General features: G+C 60.3%; 18 protein-coding genes. 11 read left to right on the forward strand and 7 right to left on the reverse strand.

The window, feature by feature from the left end:
* Positions 1-312: 312 nt before the first annotated feature.
* Positions 313-849 carry a DUF924 family protein gene (locus ACSBQQ_RS10805; protein WP_033646798.1) on the reverse strand — a complete coding sequence of 179 codons (537 nt, stop codon included), beginning with the start codon at positions 847-849 and terminating at the stop codon, positions 313-315.
* A gap of 157 nt (positions 850-1,006) precedes the next feature.
* Here ACSBQQ_RS10805 and moeA point away from each other — a divergent pair, with 157 nt between their 5' ends.
* The gene (moeA, locus tag ACSBQQ_RS10810; protein ID WP_060428317.1) at positions 1,007-2,245 is read left to right on the forward strand and encodes a molybdopterin molybdotransferase MoeA; all 1,239 of its coding nucleotides are present in this window, start codon (positions 1,007-1,009) and stop codon (positions 2,243-2,245) included.
* A gap of 2 nt (positions 2,246-2,247) precedes the next feature.
* A complete protein-coding gene (gene moeB / locus ACSBQQ_RS10815) occupies positions 2,248-3,003 on the forward strand; it encodes a molybdopterin-synthase adenylyltransferase MoeB (protein ID WP_043147021.1) in 756 nt (251 codons plus the stop codon).
* 51 nt (positions 3,004-3,054) lie between these two features.
* On the opposite strand, the gene ACSBQQ_RS10820 is transcribed toward moeB, so the two are convergent.
* Complete coding sequence (locus tag ACSBQQ_RS10820; RefSeq protein ID WP_049233478.1) at positions 3,055-4,647, reverse strand: ABC-F family ATPase; 1,593 nt, start codon at positions 4,645-4,647, stop codon at positions 3,055-3,057.
* A gap of 677 nt (positions 4,648-5,324) precedes the next feature.
* Between ACSBQQ_RS10820 and ACSBQQ_RS10825 the strand changes: the two genes are divergently transcribed.
* A complete protein-coding gene (locus ACSBQQ_RS10825; RefSeq protein ID WP_053088908.1) occupies positions 5,325-6,629 on the forward strand; it encodes an MFS transporter in 1,305 nt (434 codons plus the stop codon).
* Between the two features lie 22 nt (positions 6,630-6,651).
* On the opposite strand, the gene cynR is transcribed toward ACSBQQ_RS10825, so the two are convergent.
* Positions 6,652-7,551, reverse strand: a complete 900-nt coding sequence (gene cynR / locus ACSBQQ_RS10830) for a transcriptional regulator CynR (RefSeq protein WP_060387466.1) — start codon at positions 7,549-7,551, stop codon at positions 6,652-6,654.
* A 114-nt stretch (positions 7,552-7,665) separates the two neighbouring features.
* On the opposite strand from cynR, the gene ACSBQQ_RS10835 reads away from it, so the two are divergent.
* A complete protein-coding gene (locus tag ACSBQQ_RS10835) occupies positions 7,666-8,319 on the forward strand; it encodes a carbonic anhydrase (protein ID WP_039566854.1) in 654 nt (217 codons plus the stop codon).
* Between the two features lie 19 nt (positions 8,320-8,338).
* The gene (cynS, locus tag ACSBQQ_RS10840) at positions 8,339-8,809 is read left to right on the forward strand and encodes a cyanase (protein ID WP_033637703.1); all 471 of its coding nucleotides are present in this window, start codon (positions 8,339-8,341) and stop codon (positions 8,807-8,809) included.
* A gap of 115 nt (positions 8,810-8,924) precedes the next feature.
* Here the strand turns inward: cynS and ACSBQQ_RS10845 are convergent, their stop codons facing one another.
* Both ACSBQQ_RS10845 and ACSBQQ_RS10850 read right to left on the reverse strand, forming a co-directional pair.
* Complete coding sequence (locus tag ACSBQQ_RS10845; RefSeq protein ID WP_033653370.1) at positions 8,925-9,422, reverse strand: AAA family ATPase; 498 nt, start codon at positions 9,420-9,422, stop codon at positions 8,925-8,927.
* 168 nt (positions 9,423-9,590) lie between these two features.
* A complete protein-coding gene (locus ACSBQQ_RS10850) occupies positions 9,591-10,487 on the reverse strand; it encodes a LysR family transcriptional regulator (RefSeq protein WP_033646815.1) in 897 nt (298 codons plus the stop codon).
* 132 nt (positions 10,488-10,619) lie between these two features.
* On the opposite strand from ACSBQQ_RS10850, the gene ACSBQQ_RS10855 reads away from it, so the two are divergent.
* Entirely contained in the window at positions 10,620-11,351 is a 732-nt protein-coding gene (locus ACSBQQ_RS10855) for an isochorismatase family protein (RefSeq protein WP_033646817.1), read from the forward strand.
* A gap of 31 nt (positions 11,352-11,382) precedes the next feature.
* Here the strand turns inward: ACSBQQ_RS10855 and ACSBQQ_RS10860 are convergent, their stop codons facing one another.
* A complete protein-coding gene (locus tag ACSBQQ_RS10860; protein WP_033646818.1) occupies positions 11,383-11,730 on the reverse strand; it encodes an antibiotic biosynthesis monooxygenase family protein in 348 nt (115 codons plus the stop codon).
* Between the two features lie 175 nt (positions 11,731-11,905).
* On the opposite strand from ACSBQQ_RS10860, the gene ACSBQQ_RS10865 reads away from it, so the two are divergent.
* The 5 genes from ACSBQQ_RS10865 (at position 11,906) to ACSBQQ_RS10885 (ending at position 17,631) form a co-directional block, all read left to right on the forward strand.
* Complete coding sequence (locus ACSBQQ_RS10865; protein WP_033646820.1) at positions 11,906-12,589, forward strand: ArsR/SmtB family transcription factor; 684 nt, start codon at positions 11,906-11,908, stop codon at positions 12,587-12,589.
* Positions 12,590-12,663: 74 nt separating this feature from the next.
* Complete coding sequence (locus ACSBQQ_RS10870) at positions 12,664-13,371, forward strand: glutathione S-transferase N-terminal domain-containing protein (protein WP_033646821.1); 708 nt, start codon at positions 12,664-12,666, stop codon at positions 13,369-13,371.
* A gap of 131 nt (positions 13,372-13,502) precedes the next feature.
* Positions 13,503-14,930 (forward strand): alkaline phosphatase, encoded by a 1,428-nt coding sequence (gene phoA, locus ACSBQQ_RS10875; protein ID WP_060387465.1) that lies wholly within the window; start codon positions 13,503-13,505, stop codon positions 14,928-14,930.
* A gap of 461 nt (positions 14,931-15,391) precedes the next feature.
* A complete protein-coding gene (locus ACSBQQ_RS10880; RefSeq protein WP_060387464.1) occupies positions 15,392-16,972 on the forward strand; it encodes a malate:quinone oxidoreductase in 1,581 nt (526 codons plus the stop codon).
* Positions 16,973-17,178: 206 nt separating this feature from the next.
* The gene (locus ACSBQQ_RS10885) at positions 17,179-17,631 is read left to right on the forward strand and encodes a helix-turn-helix domain-containing protein (protein WP_033637692.1); all 453 of its coding nucleotides are present in this window, start codon (positions 17,179-17,181) and stop codon (positions 17,629-17,631) included.
* A 73-nt stretch (positions 17,632-17,704) separates the two neighbouring features.
* On the opposite strand, the gene ACSBQQ_RS10890 is transcribed toward ACSBQQ_RS10885, so the two are convergent.
* Positions 17,705-18,772 (reverse strand): fimbrial protein, encoded by a 1,068-nt coding sequence (locus tag ACSBQQ_RS10890; protein ID WP_033647471.1) that lies wholly within the window; start codon positions 18,770-18,772, stop codon positions 17,705-17,707.
* Positions 18,773-18,778 lie beyond the last annotated feature (6 nt).

Below are 18,778 nucleotides of genomic sequence, written 5' to 3' on the forward strand. Positions count from 1 at the left end.
CTGAGCGCGGTATCATTATTATTCAGTCTTTTTCGACTCTATTTAGTCCTACAGTGGAAGTACAGCATAACGTCCACGTCCCGCTTTTAGCGTAGTCCGCTTAGACCGTTTCGCACCTTGAAATAGCTTATTGGAATAAAAACAGCAGGTTATAAAAAGCCGTAAACCGCCGATCGTACGGCCGAGATTATTGGTAATTCCGCGTGCGGAAATAGCGGCATGGCGTAAGGAAATAAACGTTCGCGCTGAATAACGCTTATTGCGGCGCCCGGCCTGCTGTTTTTTCCCCGGCCGGGCGCAGATGATCCGAGATTAAAAACCCGATCCGGGCTGCTGTAAAAAAGCCTCTTCTTCCGGCGTGCTGGTGCGCCCCAATATCGCATTGCGATGCGGGTAGCGGCCGAAACGATCGATGATCGCCTTGTGCCGAAGCTCGAACTCCAGCTGGTCGCCGTTATTGAGCTCGGTGTACAGCACCAGCGCCTGCTGGTGGATTAGCGGCGATTCCGAATGCATGAACGGCAGATAAAGGAAACCGCGCTGCTCGCGGCTCAGCCGTTCGCACTCGCCGCTGCGGATCGCCTCCTGCGCCAGGATCAGCGCCATGCCGTCGCAGGCGAACGACTGCGGCGTGCCGCGGAACAGGTTGCGGCTGAACTGATCGAGCACGATCACCTCCGCCAGGCGCCCCTCGATGGTGTCGCGCCAGTGCGCCAATTCCCCCGCCGCCGCCGCGCGCCAGATTTCGCCGAAACGACTGTGCAGCAGACGATCGAAATCGTCGTCCTTTTTGAACCACATGATCGGTTCGATCTCGTCGAACCAGAAGTCGATAACCTGTTTATGCATCATGATTCTCCTCTGTTTTACGCAGTTTATACCCGATCGCCCCAGCACCGCAGTGCGAAAGATGGCGGGCATAACCCGTTCTCCCCCCCGGCGTTCTCTGCCATAATACCCGCACTTTGTCGCTATTTTAGCGCACCCTGATTACGGAGTTCCCTTTATGGATCATTGCCATACTTCCGATCTCATTTCCCTGGAGCAAGCGCTGGAAAAAATGCTCGGGCAGATCGCCCCGCTGCAGCAGACCGAATCCATCGCCCTGACCGCCGCCACCGGCCGCATCACCGCCGCGCCGGTGGTCTCACCGCTCGACGTGCCGCCGTTCGCCAACTCGGCGATGGACGGCTATGCTGTGCGCCTCGCCGATCTGGCGGCCAATGCGCCGCTGCCGGTCGCCGGTAAGGCCTTCGCCGGCGCGCCGTTCGACGGCCAATGGCCGGCCAACAGCTGCGTGCGCATCATGACCGGCGCGCCGATCCCGGCCGGGGCGGACGCGATAGTGATGCAGGAGCAGGCCGAGGTGAGCGACCAGGGCGTGCGTTTTACCGCGCCGGTTGAAGCCGGACAGAATATCCGTCTGGCGGGTGAAGACATTCGCCGCGGCGCGAGCGTGTTGCCGGCGGGCGTGAAGCTGGGCGCCGCGCAGCTGCCGCTGCTGGCTTCGCTTGGCGTCGCCGAGGTGCAGGTGATGCGTAAGCTGAAGGTGGCGGTGTTCTCCACCGGCGACGAACTGCAGCCGGTCGGCCAGCCGCTGCAGGCGGGCCAAATCTACGACACTAACCGTTTCGCGGTGCGCCTGATGCTGGAACAGCTGGGCTGCGAGGTGCTCGATCTCGGCATTATCCGCGACGATCGCGATGCACTGCGCGCCGCTTTCGAACGGGCGGACAGCCAGGCCGACGTGGTCATCAGCAGCGGCGGCGTCTCGGTCGGTGAGGCCGACTACACCAAACAGATGCTCGACGAGCTGGGCCAGGTCAGCTTCTGGAAGCTGGCGATCAAACCCGGCAAACCCTTCGCCTTCGGCAAGCTGGGCCACGCCTGGTTCTGCGGCCTGCCGGGCAACCCGGTTTCCGCCGCCCTGACCTTCTACCAGCTGGTGCAGCCGCTGCTGGCGAAGCTGGCCGGCCACAGCGACTGGCGCCTGCCGCCGCGCCTGCGGGCGCGCGCATTGACGCCGCTGAAGAAATCGCCGGGCCGCCTCGATTTCCAGCGCGGCGTGTTCAGCAGCAACGCCGCAGGCGAACTGGAGGTCAGCACCACCGGCCACCAGGGCTCGCACGTCTTCAGCTCCTACAGCCAGGGCAACTGTTTCATCGTGCTGGAGCGCGAACGCGGTTCGGTGGCGGTAGGCGAAACGGTGGAGATCGAGCCATTCAATGCCCTGCTGAGGAGCTGAACATGCTGCCGGAATTGACCGACGCCGAAGCGCTGCGCTACAACCGCCAGATCGTGCTGCGCGGCTTTGACTTCGACGGCCAGGAGAAGCTGAAGGCCGCCCGCGTGCTGATCGCCGGGCTGGGCGGGCTGGGCTGCGCCGCCGCGCCATATCTGGCAGCGGCCGGCGTCGGCCATCTGGTGCTGGTGGATTTCGACACCGTCTCGCTCTCCAACCTGCAGCGCCAGATCCTGCACCGCGACGATCGCATCGGCCAGAGCAAGGTCGCTTCAGCCAAGCGGGAACTGAGCGCCATCAACCCGCATATCCGCATCGACGCGATCGACGGCCGTTTGGAAGATGACGCGGTCGCGGCAGAGATCGCCGCCTGCGATCTGGTGCTGGACTGCACCGACAACGTGGCGGCGCGCGATGCCCTGAACCGCCTGTGCCACGCGCAGCAGAGGCCGCTGGTTTCCGGCGCGGCGATCCGCATGGAAGGCCAGCTCAGCGTGTTCACCTATCAGCCGGGCGAGCCCTGCTACCGCTGCCTGAGCCGGCTGTTCGGCGACAGCGCCCTCACCTGCGTCGAAGCGGGCGTGATGGCGCCGCTGGTCGGCACTATCGGCACCCTGCAGGCGATGGAGGCCATCAAGCTGCTGGCCGACTATGGTCAGCCGCTGCGCGGCAAGCTGTTGATGTTCGATGCGATGAGCATGCAGTTCCGCGAGATGAAACTGCCGAAGGATCCGCACTGCGAGGTGTGCGGCGGGGAATGACGGATAAAAAAAGGGCGGGATAATTCCCGCCCTGATGCGTTGCCGCGAGGGTTACACGATGCCCTGGCTGCGCAGATAGTCTTCGTAGTTGCCGGTAAAGTCGATCACCTTGTTCGGGGTGATTTCCAGAATGCGCGTCGCCAGCGAACTGACGAACTCACGGTCGTGGGAGACGAAGATCAGCGTGCCTTCGTACATCTCCAGCGCCATGTTCAGCGATTCGATGGATTCCATATCCAGGTGGTTGGTCGGTTCGTCCATCACCAGAATATTCGGGCGCTGCATCATCAGCTTGCCGAACAACATGCGGCCCTTCTCACCGCCGGACAGCACCTTCACTTTCTTCTTGATGTCGTCCTGGCTGAACAGTAAACGGCCCAGCACGCTGCGCACCGCCTGCTCGTCGTCTTTTTCCTGCTTCCACTGGCTCATCCAGTCGAACACGGTCAGGGTATCGTCGAACTCGTATTCGTGATCCTGCGCGTAGTAACCGATACGGGCGTTTTCCGACCACTTCACGGTGCCGGTGTCCGGCTGCGCGTCGCCTACCAGCGTTTTCAGCAGGGTGGTTTTACCGATGCCGTTGGCGCCCAGCACCGCAACCTTCTCACCCACTTCCACCATCAGGTTCAGCTTGCTGAACAGCGGGCCGTTGTCGAAGCCCTTGGTGAGCGCTTCCACTTCCAGCGCGTTACGGAACAGCTTCTTGTCCTGATCGAAACGGATGAACGGGTTCTGGCGGCTGGAGGCCTTCACTTCTTCCAGCTGGATCTTGTCGATCTGGCGGGCGCGCGAGGTGGCCTGCTTGGATTTGGAGGCGTTGGCGCTGAAACGGCTGACGAACGATTGCAGCTCGTTGATCTGCGCCTTCTTCTTGGCGTTGTCGGCCAGCAGACGTTCACGCGCCTGGGTGGCGGCGGTCATGTATTCGTCGTAGTTGCCCGGATAAACGCGCAGTTCGCCGTAATCCAGATCCGCCATGTGGGTGCAGACCATGTTCAGGAAGTGACGGTCGTGCGAGATGATGATCATGGTGCTGTTGCGTTCGTTCAGCACCTGCTCCAGCCAGCGAATGGTATCGATGTCCAGGTTGTTCGTCGGTTCGTCGAGCAGCAGGATTTCCGGATCGGAGAACAGCGCCTGCGCCAGCAACACGCGCAGCTTCCAGCCCGGCGCGATTTCGCTCATCGGGCCATAGTGCTGTTCCACCGGAATGCCGACGCCAAGCAGCAGTTCACCGGCGCGCGCTTCGGCGGTGTAACCGTCCATCTCGCCGTAGGCGACTTCCAGATCGGCCACTTTATAGCCGTCTTCTTCGCTCATCTCCGCCATGGCGTAGATGCGGTCGCGCTCTTCCTTCACCGCCCACAGCTCGGTGTGGCCCATGATCACGGTGTCCAGCACGCTGTATTGTTCGAAGGCGAACTGATCCTGACGCAGTTTACCCAGGCGCTCGTTCGGATCGAGGAACACGTTGCCGCCGGTCGGCGCCAAATCGCCGCCGAGGATTTTCATAAAGGTGGACTTGCCGCAGCCGTTGGCGCCGATCAGGCCATAACGGTTGCCGCCGCCGAATTTAACAGAGATGTTTTCAAACAACGGCTTGCTGCCGAACTGCATGGTGATGTTGTTGGTGCTTAACACAGCGCTCGCTCTTTATACATAGGGAATGTGATTTGGCGCGCATTATGCCACAACGGGGTTAAGAGATCGCGGGAAGTTTTGGTGACATTTTGAGCGGTGACGACGGATGAGTCATAGCTGGGTTGAATAATACCGATAAAATTCACGGCGAGATTTCACGCAGCAAGCCGTACAATATTTGAAACCAATTCGCCAAATATATTAATTAAACTTAAAAATGACATTTATTCTCCCCAGAACCGCCCCAGGCACGAATAAATCGTATCTGTTCACCTTATGAAAATCATTAATACAGCCAACACGTCTCTATTTAATTCTAGTTTTTTCCGACTATCGCCACACATTCTGCTATACGCGACATTTTGTGACCGCCTTCTTAATTACCAAGGTTTTTTAGAGGATTAATGCGTTACAGCTCACTAAATCGACATGGCACATTCGTTCCAGCTGAAGAGAAAATCAAATAAAAACAATTAAATACAGAAAGATGTGAAAATCAAACCACCGTTATCCCGCTAACTACTCTCATATTGCATATGATTGTACATACAAGTATATGTAAACGTGACGTTGCCGTTTTGTTGGCGTTTCGGGGCTCGGTTATCGCCGCCCCGGATAACACCACCCCGGCCAGAAAATAATAACAACACACCGTCCACCTATCGCGAGAGACAACGATGAACACTGCTGAAAACGCATTGCCCAAAAGCCAAACGGCGGGGAAGGGCGCGGTAAATTACAAAGTCATTGTCGGCGCCAGCCTGGGCAACGGCCTGGAGATTTTCGACTTCACCGTCTACAGCTTCTTTGCCGCCATTATCGGCAAACTCTATTTTCCCAGCGACAGCGCCTACGGCTCCTTGTTGATGTCGGTGGCGGTGTTCGGCGTCGGCTTTATCATGCGCCCGCTGGGCAGCATGGTGCTGGGTGCCTATGCCGATCGGGTCGGCCGCAAGGCCGCCATGCTGATGACCATCGTGCTGATGGGCGTCGGCACCGCGCTGATCGCCTTCGCGCCCACCCATGCGCAAATCGGCGTTCTGGCGCCGGTGCTGATCGTGGTTGGCCGCCTGATTCAGGGGTTTGCCGCCGGCGGTGAAGTGGGCTCGGCCACCACGCTGCTGCTGGAGTCGGCAGGGGCCAACCAACGCGGCTTCTTCGTCAGCTGGCAGGCGATAAGCCAGGGCATCAGCGCCCTGCTTGGCGCCTCTTTAGGCCTGGCGCTCACCTATTTTCTGCCGGAGCAGGCACTGTATGCCTGGGGCTGGCGCGTGCCGTTCATCATCGGTTTGTTGATCATTCCCGTCGGCATCTATATTCGCAAACATCTGGAAGAGACCTACACTGGAGAGGCGCCGGCTCACGCGCGGCCGCCGCTGAATCCGGTATGGGATCTGGTGAGCAATCATGCCAAAGATCTGTTGCTGGGCGTATTGATCATCATGTCCGGCACCGTGATGGTCTACGTGGTGCTGCTGTATATGCCGACCTACATGATGCAGACCTATCACATCGCCGGCCCGACCGCCTACCTGTTCAGCTGTATTGCCTCTGTGGTACAGATCATCGCCGTCTATTGCGCAGGCCGTTACGTCGATCGGGTGCAGAACTACAAAAGGCCGCTGCTGTTCTCAATCTTTGCAGCACTGATCCTGATTTACCCGACCTTCTGGTTCCTCAGCGCCACGCAAACCCTGTGGCTGGCGATCGTTTTCCGCATCCTGCTGATCGGCGCGCTGGGCATCAACATGCTGGCCAGCACTATGCTGATCGTCTCGGCGCTGCCGCGCCACGTGCGCGCCACCGGCACCTCGATGATCTACGCCTTTGGCGTGACGCTGTTCGGCGGATCGGCGCAGTTGGTCGTCACCTGGCTGCTGGACGTCAGCGGCAATCCGATGGCGCCGGCGTGGTACGTCACCGGCATGTTGACCGTCAGCCTGATCGCCACTCTGCTGTTCCGCGAACGTCATAAAGAATAGCGCCTGCTGCCGGGCCGTGCGGCTATCGGCTGCCCGGCGCCGGCGTAATGCCCTGTTCCTGCAAGAGGGCGATAAACGCCTGCGCGGCGGCGCTGCGGTAAGCGCCTTTGCGCTGCAGCCATACCGCCTGCCGCACCGGCATGGCGTTGGCCAAAGCCACTTTTTTCAACTGCCGGTTCTCGCGCACAATGGCGGCCGGCAGCAGCGTGGCGAGCTGCCCGCGCCGCACGATCTCGACGATGGCGCCCAGCGCATTGGCCTCCACCGCCACCTGCGGCCGGAAACCCAGCTGCGTGCAGTAGCGATCGATAAACTGGCGCGTGGCGAAGTCGCCGCTCAGCAAGGCCAGCGGCAGATGTTGCCACTCCGCCAGCGTCAGCGGCCGGCGATGAGACGCCAAGGGATGATCGGCGCCGACCATCAGCTCCAGCGACTCATTGAACAACGGCGCAGCTTCCACCTCCGCCGACTGCGCCATCTCGAAGGCAATGCCCAGATCCAGCCTATCCTGCGCCAGCAGCGCCTCCATTCGCTCTTGCGCCATCTCTTCAATGCTCAGCGTAATCCCCGGATAGCGGCGGTAGAAGGCATCGACCGCCGGCCCCACCAGATAGGCGGTGAACGTGGGGGTCATCGCCAGCCGCAAATGGCCGCGCGCCAGCGTCGCCACGTCATGGATCGCCCGCGCGCCGGCATCCAGATCCTGCAGCGCCAAGCGCGCATAGCGCATCCACGCCTCACCGGCGTCGGTCAGGCGCACGGCTCTGCCGCTGCGATCGAACAGCGGCGCTCCCAATGTGTCTTCCAGCTGCTTGATCTGTTGCGACAGCGTCGGTTGCGACACGTGCAGCGCTTCGGCGGCGCGGGTGAAATTGCCCTGTTCGGCAACGGCCAGAAAATAACGGATGTGTCGCAGCAGCATAACGCCCAAGCTATTAGTAAAACCTATAGCTGGCATTATAAATGGGTCTTAGACCCTATAGCCAGAAGCGTTCATCATGCCGCCATCGCATAACGACACCCAATGGAGAAACGGATGAAAGAGGTGATTGAAGGCTTCCTGAAGTTCCAGCGCGAAGCCTTTGTTGAACGCACGGCGCTGTTTCAGCAGTTGGCGAGCCGCCAAAACCCGCGCACCCTGTTTATCTCATGTTCCGACAGCCGGCTGGTGCCGGAGCTGGTCACCCAGCGCGAGCCGGGCGATCTGTTCGTGATCCGCAATGCCGGCAACATCGTGCCTTCTTTCGGCCCCGAACCCGGCGGGGTTACCGCCTCGGTCGAGTACGCCGTCGCCGCGCTGGGCGTGGAAGATATCGTGATCTGCGGCCATTCCGACTGCGGCGCAATGACCGCCATCGCCACCTGCCAGTGTCTGGATCACCTGCCCACGGTCGCCGGCTGGCTGCGTTACGCCGATTCCGCGAAGGCGGTCAATCAGGCTTATCCGCACGCTTCCAACGAGGCGCGGGTCGCATCGATGGTGCGCGAAAACGTCATCGCCCAGCTCAACAACATCAAAACGCACCCTTCCGTCGCCCTGGCGCTGGATCAGGGACGCCTGACGCTGCACGGTTGGGTCTATGACATCGCCAGCGGCGCTATCGACGCGCTGGACGGCGAAACCCGCCGCTTCGTGCCGCTCGCCACCCATCCCGAGGTGACCGCCACCCCGGCGATCGCCCGTTTTTAAGTCAACAAAAGGAGCTAACATGACACACTCTCTGCACAACGCCGCCCCGCGCGCAGCGCTCACCGACACCATCATGGCCGCCAAGATCCGCCATAACCTGACTTTCGACGCGCTGGCTGAGGGTACCGGACTCAGCCTGGCGTTCGTCACCGCCGCGCTGCTGGGGCAGCATGCGCTGCCGGAACAAGCGGCACGCACCGTGGCAGCCAAGCTCGGGCTGGACGAAGAGGCGGTACAGCTGCTGCAAACCATCCCGTTGCGCGGCAGCATTCCCGGTGGCGTGCCGACCGATCCGACCATTTATCGCTTCTATGAAATGCTGCAGGTTTACGGCTCCACGCTGAAAGCGCTGGTACACGAGCAGTTCGGCGACGGCATCATCAGCGCCATCAACTTCAAGCTGGATATCAAGAAGGTGGCCGATCCGGAAGGCGGCGAACGCGCGGTGATCACCCTGGACGGCAAATACCTGCCGACCAAGCCTTTCTAATCTACTTCCGCGCCATCGCCTTCCAGGCCGCGCTGCCGTGCGCGGAAGTCGCCTTCTACAACGCGTTTAACGCCAAAGCCTAACCCTATTGCCGGCGCCGTCATGGCGCCGGTTTTCAATCCTGTTCGCCATAACGCAAGACTGTCATCCCTTCCTCTTCCGCCGGGGGAACAAAGTACTGCGCCAGGCGCTCAAACTCCGCTTCGCTCAGTGTAAACGGGTGCTCGCCGCGCGCGTTTCTCAGCGTTATCCGGCTCAGGCATTGCGCATGGCTGACGTCGAGAAAATGCAGACAGTGCGCAACGCCGGCCTCCTCCGCCAACGCTTTGGCCCAGCGCCGCCTGTCTGGCGTATTCATCGGGAAATCGAGCGCTACGGACCAGCCGCCGCGCAGCAGTTGAACGAGGTGTCCGCCCAGCGCCCGCCGCAACCGGTCGGAACAGCGCGCATAGTCTTGCAGGCTGGTCATCTCCTGCTCATACAGCGTCGCCAGCCACGCATCTTCGACCAGCAACAGCGTTTGCGGTTGCTGCGCCAAACGCTGCGCCAGCGTCGATTTGCCTGCGCCGGCCTTGCCACACATCAGGTGTAAAACTGCAGGGTAGGTTTTCATGACGTTCTCCGGTCGTTGCCGGAAGGGGATAAAAAAACCCGCCTGCCGGCGGGTTTTTATTGGCGACACACGCGCTATCCCACCCTTTGGAGAAGGGTGATAATAATTTGCGCGAATGGGCGGTAGGATTTTTTCATAGCTAAGGAATATGACAATCGTGCACCGTTGTCAATTCGCCGTCATCAATCCCTGTTCTCGCACAAATTCGGTGAATAAACTCACTTTCTGCTGCACATGCCGGCGCGTCGGGTAAACCGCGAAAACCTGATGCACGTCGGCAATCTGTTCAGGGAACAGCCGCACCAGCCTGCCGGCGGCGATCTCGGGGTCCGCCACGAACGACGGCAGCGAACCGATACCCAGTCCCGCCACCAGCATATCCCGCAGCATCAGGCTGTTGTTGGCGATCAACCTGGGAGTGAACGTCACGCTCAGGCTCTCCTCACCGGCGGTGAACTGCCACTGCCCCGGCCTTTCCGCCAGGGAATAGGCCAGACAGCTGTGTCGCTGCAATTCATTCGGCGTTTGCGGCACGCCGTGCTGCGCCAAATAGCCGGGCGCGGCGCAAATTCGCTGGTGCACTTCACCCAGCGCCCGGGCGCTGAGGGAAGAATCCGGCAGCCGTCGGCGAATGCGCAAGGAAATATCGAAACCGGCCGCCACCACGTCCAATACTCTGTCGTCCAACGTCAGCTCCATCTGCAGCTGCGGGTAACGTTGCATAAACGGCGGCAGCAGTGGCGACAACACCGTCAGGCCGAACGAAAGCGGCGCATTGACCCGCAGCGTGCCGGAGACCTGCTGCGCGCTGGCGGCAACCGTCTGCTCCAGCGCGTCGAACTCGCCGAGCAACCGACAGGCTTCCTGGTAATAGAGCTGCCCGGCTTCGGTCAGGCTCATGCTGCGGGTAGTGCGCACCAGCAACAGCGTCCCCAACCGGTTTTCCAACTGCTTAATCTGCTTGCTCAATGCCGCCGGCGTGATCGCCAGATCCTCCGCCGCCTTATAAAAACTGTTGCGCTCAACCACGCGACGAAAGGCGCGCATCGTCAGTAGCACGTCCATATTATGTCCTTATGGTTAATTATAAATTCAATAAAACACAGATTATTAACTTCAACAACCTCAGTAGACTTTATTCAACCGCCTCCCTGAGTGAGAGGTGAATTTAATCTACTGATAATCATGGAGTTAATAATGAAAAAGACCCTGTTCGCCCTGATGCTCGGCCTGAGCGCCGCCGCCGCCCCCGTCGCCGCGCTGGCGCAATCCCCCGCCGCCGACAGCAGCCAGGCGGGTTATGTGCAACCGCTGACCGCCGAGAACAGCCTGTTGCTGTTGGTCGATCTGCAGGACATGTTCGGCATGACCATTTCCTCTATCGATCAAACCAACCTGGTCAATAACGCCGCCGGCATCGCCAAGGCCGCCAAGGTGTTCAACGTGCCGACCATTCTGGCCTCGGCCAACGCCAAAAGCTTCGCCGGGCCGGTATTCCAGCAGGTGACGCAGGCACGCCCGGACCTGCAGGTGTACGATCGCACCGCCATCAACGTCTGGCAGGATCGGCGCGTGGTGGATCTGATCAAACAATCCGGCCGCAAGAAAATCATCATCGGCGGGCTGTGGACCGCCAGCTGCGTGATGCTGCCGGCGCTGTCCGCCCTGGGCGAGGGTTATGAGGTTTATATCCTGTCGGACGTCACCGGCGACATTACGCCAGACAGCCAAAACAACGCCATGCAGCGTCTGGTACAGGCGGGCGCCACGCCCATCAACTGGGTGGCGTTGATGCTGGAATGGCAGCAGGACTGGAGCCGCAAAGCCACGGCGGGAGGCGTATTGCAGATCGCCCGCGACCACGGCGCCGCCTGGGGGATGGGCGCCAGCTACGCCGGGGCAATGAAGGTGGGCAGCGAAGCGAAATAACGGACGAAAGCCCGCCGGCGGCGGGCTTTCTTCAGGTGCGGTGATAACAACGGCTATCTTGCGGCGCCTGTTCGCGTCTCTCCAGCCCGTAGTCCCGCACCACCTCCGCCACCCGCAGCCGATACTGCGCCAGCACCTCGCCACGTCCGCGCGCCTGCGCCGCCCGGTGCTGCTCGAGATTGCGCCACTGCTGCACCGCCGCCTCGTCGCGCCAGAAGGAGAGCGACAGCAGGCGCGCAGGATCGGCCAGGCTTTGAAAGCGCTCGATGGAGATGAATCCGTCGATCTGCGCCAGCAGCGGCTTCAGCTCCGCCGCCAGCGCCAGATAGGTATCGCGCTGCCCGTCGGCGGCCTGCAGTTCAAAAATCACGGCGATCATTATCGTCTCCTCTCAACGGTAAAACTCAGGTACGCGCGCATTGTAGGAATGGCGCCACCGCACCGATTCCAACGCCCGCTCATCAATATCCAGCGAACACAGACGCACAACACCAGAATGCGACAGCCACAGGTTAACAATGGACGCGCAGTCATACTTCGTCTAACCTCGAAGTATGCATAACATCGACCTAGAAGATCGTTTGGCGGCGCTGAGCGCCGCCATCGCCGACCGCACCCGGGCGCGCATGCTGTGCCTGTTGATGGATGGGCGCGCCTACACCGCCACCGAGCTCAGCGCGGCGGTCGAGGTCGCCCCGTCCACCGCCAGCACACATCTGGCGAAACTGCTGGAGCAGCGGCTGATCGCCTGCGTCAAACAGGGGCGCTACCGCTATTTTCGGCTGGCCGGTCAGCCGGTGGCCGAGGCGCTGGAAGGCCTGATGGCGCTGGCGGGCGTGCCGCGCACGTCGGTGAAAAGCAGCACGCCCACCACGCTGCAATATGCCCGCACCTGCTACGACCATATGGCGGGCGAGGTGGCGGTGAAACTGCACGATCGGCTGCATGCGCTGAACTGGCTGAGCGGTGAGGAAGACTACCGCTTAAGCGACGCCGGTCAGGCCGCGCTGGCGCGGCTGGGCGTCGATTGCTCCCCCGCCCCCACCCGCCGCCGCTTCGCCTGCGGCTGCCTGGACTGGAGCGAACGCCGCTCTCACCTCGGTGGCGCACTGGGCGCCGCGCTGTTGGCCGCCTTTATCCACCGCGGCTGGATCGTCCGCCGACTCGACAGCCGCGAGTTGCAGCTGACCCCTGCCGGTAAAAAAGCGCTGGCAGCACATTTTGAACTCACGGTGTAACCCGGCGGCGGGGTAGTTTTACTGCAATACTCACGGGGTACGCTTAAGCCACCCCGCCAACCCGAGGAGTTTCCATGCTCGATTCCACCCAATTCCCGATCGTCAAACGCTGGCCGGCTCAGCATCCTGAAAGGCTGCAGCTCTATTCCCTGCCGACGCCGAACGGCGTCAAAGTGTCCATCATGCTGGAAGAGATCGGCCTGCCCTATGAAGCGCACCTGATCGAAATCGGCAACAACGAAACCTGGACGCCGGAATTCCTGGCGCTGAACCCGAACGGCAAGATCCCGTCGATCATCGATCCCGACGGCCCCGGCGGCCGGCCGCTGCCGCTGTTCGAATCCGGCGCCATTCTGCTCTACCTGGCGGAAAAGAGCGGCCGTTTCCTGCCGCAGGATCCGGCGCAGCGTTACGAAACCATTCAGTGGGTGTTCTTCCAGATGGCCGCCGTCGGCCCGATGTTCGGCCAGCTCGGTTTCTTCCACAAATTCGCCGGGCGCGAGTATGAAGACAAGCGGCCGCTGGAGCGCTACAAAAACGAATCGAAACGCCTGCTCGGCGTGCTGGAAACGCGCCTGGAAGGCCGCGACTGGATCATGGGCGCGGACTACACCATCGCCGATATCTCGCTGCTGGGCTGGGTGCGCAACCTGATCGGTTTCTATGAGGCGCGCGAGCTGGTGGAGTTCGACAGTTTCCCCCGCGTCGCGCAGTGGCTGGAGCGCGGTCTGGCGCGGCCGGCGGTGCAGCGTGGGCTCACTATACCGGCGCGCGCGGCCTGATCGTCAAACGGGATGGCCGCCGGGCCGTCCCGCCTTCCGCTGTCATAAAATTGTCATCCCTCTGCTCTACTCTCCTTACGTAACAATTTGATGTTATTTACATTGTTGTATTACGACAAGGAGCTTGCCCCATGCAACCTGCTGTATCCCTGATCGCCGGCGCCGTGCTGTCCGCCCTGCTCTGTTCCTCCGCCATCGCGGCGGAAAACTCGGCCAATGCCGATGGCCTGACCGAGCGCGCCGCGCGCGGCACCCTCACCGAACCGGGCGGCGCCCGTCGTCTGGCCGGCGATCAGACCGCCGCGCTGAAGGCGTCGCTGTCGGACAAAACGGTGAAAAACGTGATCCTGCTGATTGGCGACGGCATGGGAGATTCCGAGATCACCGCCGCCCGCAACTATGCCGAGGGCGCAGGCGGTTACTTCAAGGGCATCGACGACCTGCCGCTGACCGGGCAATACACCCACTACTCGCTGGACAAGAAAACCCACAAACCGGATTACGTGACCGACTCCGCCGCTTCCGCCACCGCCTGGGCCACCGGGGTGAAAACCTATAACGGCGCGCTCGGCGTGGACGTGAACGGCAAAGACCAGCCGACGCTGCTGGAGATCGCCAAGGCGGCCGGCAAGGCCACCGGCAACGTCTCCACCGCCGAACTGCAGGACGCCACGCCGGCGGCGCTGGTGTCGCACGTTACCTCGCGCAAATGCTACGGCCCGGAGGAAACCAGCGAGAAATGCGCCGCTAACGCGCTGGAAAACGGCGGCCGCGGTTCCATCACCGAGCAGTTGCTGAAAACCCGTGCCGACGTCACGCTGGGCGGCGGCGCGAAATCCTTCAACCAACTGGCGAAAAGCGGCGAATGGCAAGGAAAATCACTGAAAGATCAAGCGGCGGCGCAAGGTTATCAGTGGGTGATCAACGCGGATGAACTGCAGGCCGTTACCCTGGCCAATCAGCAAAAACCGCTGCTGGGCCTGTTCGCCGACGGCAACATGCCGGTGCGCTGGCTGGGGCCGAAAGCCAGCTATCACGGCAACCTCGACAAACCGGCGGTGACCTGCGAAAACAACCCGGCTCGCACCGCGGCCACGCCAACGCTGGCGGCGATGACCGAAAAAGCGATCGCGCTGCTGAAAGACAACCCGAACGGCTTCTTCCTGCAGGTAGAGGGCGCGTCGATCGATAAGCAGGATCACGCCGCCAACCCGTGCGGGCAGATTGGTGAGACCGTCGATCTGGACGAGGCGGTGCAAAAAGCGCTGGCCTTCGCCCGCGCCGACGGCAACACGCTGGTGATCGTCACCGCCGACCACGCGCACTCCAGCCAGATCGTCGCCGCCGACGCCAAAGCGCCGGGCCTGACCCAGACACTGACCACCAAAGACGGCGCGCCGATGACCCTCAGCTACGGCAACTCGGAAGAGGAATCGCAGGGGCACACCGGCACCCAGCTGCGCGTCGCGGCCTACGGCCCGCACGCCGCCAACGTGGTGGGGTTGACCGATCAGACCGATCTGTTCTTCACCATGCGCGATGCGATGGGCATCAAGTAACCGCCTTGTGAATCCTGGCCGCCTGCAACGGCGGCCGTTTATTATTGGTTACCGATGCGTATTTGCAATTTAACCGCAATTATTGTGTGATAACGAAATAACGTTTAATTACGCGACAATTAACCCCTGAAAATAACGCGGTTATATGGCCTTACTCCCCTCTCTGTTTATTCCTGCGACAGCAACCGGCCTATTTTTGCTTATATTCATTTTTTTTAGTTACAAAAGTAGTTTTTAACATTCTCGCAAACAATAATACCCCGCCAGTAACGTGAACCGATCAATTTGCATCCGGACGGCCTGCAATAGTTCACTTTTCGTTAAAAACCCTATTAACAAAAAGGCATTATCGCTGCCTATCGGCTCACGCCGGGCGGTCGGCTTCACTATTTTCCAGGGTAACTCCCGCTAAATTCTTTCACCTGCAATGAGTAGAATTTACACACAAGAGATTTAATTCAATGAGAAAATTACTCGTCCTGATTTTCAGTCTCAGCCTGTTTAGCGTTACGCAGCAGGCGGCGGCTGAAGAGAAGAATAAAACCGTCGACGTGGTGTTGATCGGCGGCGGCATCATGAGCGCCACCTTGGGCACCTATCTGCATGAGCTGGAGCCGACCTGGACCATCGACATGTACGAGCGCATGAACGGCGTGGCGGAAGAGAGCTCCAACGGCTGGAACAACGCCGGCACCGGCCACTCCGCCTTCAGCGAAATGAACTACACGCCGGAAAAAGCCGATGGCACCATCGACATCAGCAAGGCGGTGAAGGTCAACGAGTCTTTCGAAATCTCTCGCCAGTTCTGGTCTTATCAGGTGAAAAACAATGTCCTGAAAGATCCGAAATCCTTCATTAACAGCGTGCCGCACATGAGCTTCGTGTGGGGCGACGACAACGTCAACTTCCTGCGTAAACGCTACGCGGCGCTGCAGCACAGCACCCTGTTCCGCGGCATGGAATACTCCGAAGATCCTGCGCAAATCAAACAGTGGGCGCCGCTGGTGATGAACGGCCGCGATCCGGCGCAGAAAATCGCCGCGACCCGCATGCCGCTGGGTACCGACGTCAACTTCGGCGTGATCACCCATCAGCTGGTTGACGCGCTGAGCACCAGCGACAAGTTCAAGCTGAACCTGAGCCACGAAGTGCGCGACATCAAGCGCAACGCCGATCAGACCTGGAGCGTGACCGTTGCCGATCTGAACCGCGACGGTAAAGAAACCACCGTTAACGCCAAGTTCGTGTTCATCGGCGCAGGCGGCGCCTCCCTGACCCTGCTGCAGAAATCCGGCATCCCTGAAGCCGACGGCTACGGCGGCTTCCCGGTCGGCGGCCAGTTCCTGGTCACCACCAACCCGGCGATCGCCAACCAGCACCTGGCCAAAGTGTATGGCCTGGCCAGCGTAGGTTCGCCGCCGATGTCCGTGCCGCACCTGGATACCCGCATGCTGGACGGCAAGCGCGTGCTGCTGTTCGGGCCATTCGCCACCTTCTCCAGCAAGTTCCTGAAGAACGGTTCGCTGTTCGATCTGCTGCACTCGCTGAGCACCTCGAACCTGATGCCGATGACCCACGTCGGTCTGGATAACTTCGATCTGGTGAAATACCTGGTCGGCCAGCTGATGATGAACGACGACGATCGCTTCGCCGCGCTGAAAGAGTACTTCCCGGACGCCAAGCAGGAAGACTGGAAGCTGTGGACCGCAGGCCAGCGCGTGCAGATCATCAAGAAAGACGCGGATAAAGGCGGCGTGCTGCAGTTCGGCACCGAAGTCGTCAGCTCTGAAGACGGCAGCATCGCCGCTCTGCTGGGCGCGTCACCGGGCGCTTCCACCGCTGCGCCAATCATGCTGCACCTGATGGAAACCGTGTTCAAAGACAAAGTGGCGACGCCGGAATGGCAGAGCAAGCTGAAAGAGATCATCCCGTCCTACGGCCACAAGCTGAACGGCGATATCGAGATGACCAACAAGATCCGCGGCTACACCAGCAACGTACTGGGTCTGAACTACATTGAAGTGAAGCCGGAAACTAACTGATTTTCCACTCGTTTCCTGCTGAAAAGGCCGCTTTATGCGGCCTTTCTTTTATCCCCCTGCGATTCAAAGAGCATTTTTGGTCACCTTTTTACCCCCGGTTTACCCTTGCGTAACGGCGCACTCGCGCCTATTATCAAAGTATATTCTTGGATAATTAAGCTAAGTCACTGTGACCTGAATGTCGTTTTTGCGGGAGAACTAAAACCATGGATCGCGTCAATATCATTCACGATTTACTAGACTGGATTGAAACTCATCTGGACCAGCCGCTGCTGCTGGATAACGTCGCCGCCAAGTCGGGCTACTCCAAATGGCACCTGCAGCGCATGTTCCGCAGCACCACCGGCCACGCGCTCGGCAGCTATATCCGCGAGCGGCGCCTGTCGCAGGCGGCGCAGGCGCTGCGCTCCACCCCGCGCCCGATCCTGGATATCGCCCTGCAATACCACTTCGATTCTCAGCCTTCGTTCTCACGCGCCTTCAAGAAACAGTTCGGCAAAACCCCGGCGGTGTATCGCCGCACCACCCGCTGGGACGTGGCGGAATGGCCGGCGCAGCCGGTGGAGGCTGAGCCACGCCACGATGCTCCTACGCTGCCCCGCTGGTACGCTGGCAAACCGCCGGAAGGCGTTTGCACCACCTGGATGGGGCTGCGCTGATAAACGCGGCATAACACGTAAAAAGGGTTCAGTTCTCGCGAACTGAACCCTTTTTAATTGAAGCGACACCGGATTATTTGAAGGTGACGTCAACGTTGGCGGTGGCGTTGAACACCCCGGTCTTCGGCGTATTGGTCAACCACTTCAGGTTCGCGATAAAGGTCTCTTTCACTTCGTTCTGCTTATCCTGCAGCACGCCGCCGAAATCCACGTTGGTTTGCAGTGGGATCGGCGTTTTGTTGGTGTCGCGTTGCTGAGTCAGGAAGATCGCCACGCCCGGTTTGGTGGTCGGCAGGATCTGCGTGTTATCTGACGGATCGGCGTTGGTGCTGCTGAAACTGGCCTGCAGAGACTGGCCGGCACACTCGCCGCCGCTCAAGGTCGCCTTGATATCGAACGGCACCTGCTTGGCGATAGTGCCGGTTTTGGCGCTGGACGTCGTCAACACACCGAAATCGACGCTGGCGCCGTTGTTGGCCAACACGGTGATCTGCGGATTGCACTGGATCACGCGGATCTTGTCCAACCCTTTAATATAGGCGTTAAAGTTGCTGTCTTTGGTGGCGTTCAGGCCCAACTCACCATCGATCTGGAACAGCGAAGCGCGCGCCAGCGGCGGGAAGTTACCCGCCGGCGGTTTCACCCCGGTGGCTTTGATATACACCGAATAAGTGGCGGTCACCGCCTGAGGATCGGCTTTCCTTCTATTACTGCCCGGTTTGGTACCCGGCCCCAAATCAGGGCCCGTCGGCCGGTTGGAACTTTGCTTCAGGTTGATCGCATCATAATCACGCCCGTTGATCGACACCCCAATCTCCAACGACTTATCCAGTGCGCCGAACGAGTTCTGCGGGTTCCAATAGATGTAAGCGTTCTCTCCACGCGGGTAGTTGTCGGTATCCCAGCAGGTAAAGGTGGAGGTAAAGTTCTGAGAACGCCAAATCAGGTTACCTTTAACAAAGTCGCTGGCAGCCAACACGATCGGGCGGCCGACGTCGATATCCTGCGTCACGCTGCCGGTTGGCCTGCTACTGCCGGTCGAGTTGCCGAAACGGCACTGCATCGCCGCCGCCTGTTGCGCCATCGCCAACCCCGCCAGCCCCACCACTGACAGAAGTGTATTACGTGCTAATTTGCTCAAGTTCAT

The organism is Serratia sp. G204Y (assembly GCF_051172435.1).
Taxonomy (GTDB): domain Bacteria; phylum Pseudomonadota; class Gammaproteobacteria; order Enterobacterales; family Enterobacteriaceae; genus Serratia; species Serratia sarumanii.